Source organism: Burkholderia sp. BCC1640, from assembly GCF_902833125.1.
Lineage (GTDB): Bacteria > Pseudomonadota > Gammaproteobacteria > Burkholderiales > Burkholderiaceae > Burkholderia > Burkholderia diffusa.
The window spans coordinates 1-449 of the sequence record NZ_CADFEF010000171.1 but is presented as its reverse complement, the minus strand read 5'-3'; the positions used below and the strand labels follow the sequence as shown (position 1 = coordinate 449).

1 protein-coding gene is annotated in these 449 nt (G+C 67.0%); it reads left to right on the top strand.

All coding sequences use genetic code 11. The features are described from left to right. On the top strand, window positions 1–449 hold a 449-nt coding region (locus tag HWX25_RS33055), incomplete at both ends, for an alkaline phosphatase family protein (protein WP_279610160.1).

The window sequence follows — 449 nt, the reverse complement described above, 5'->3', positions numbered from 1 at the left end:
GCGCGAAGACGCCGCTCTCGCTCGGCTACTACGAAGCCGCCGAGGTACCCTTCCATCGCGCGCTGGCCGATGCCTTCACGATCTGCGATGCGTATCACTGCGGCATGCACACCGGCACCATCGCCAACCGCCTGTTCTACTGGAGCGGCACCAACGGCCCGAACGGCCTGAGCCCGGCCGATAACAACCCGGTGCGCGTGGCCGCGCTCAACAACGAGTTCAACGGCGGCAACGACATCGGCCCGTCCACCTCGGGCTGGACCTGGACCACCTATGCCGACCGGCTGCAGCAGGCCGGCGTGAGCTGGAAGGTCTACGAGAGCCTGGTCGACAATTTCGGCTGCAACGAGATGATGAGCTTCCGCCACTGGCGTGCCGCGATCGAGCAGATGCCGGAGGCGCGCCGCCCGGTGTACGTGGCGACGGTGGACATCAGGCAGGCGGTGACC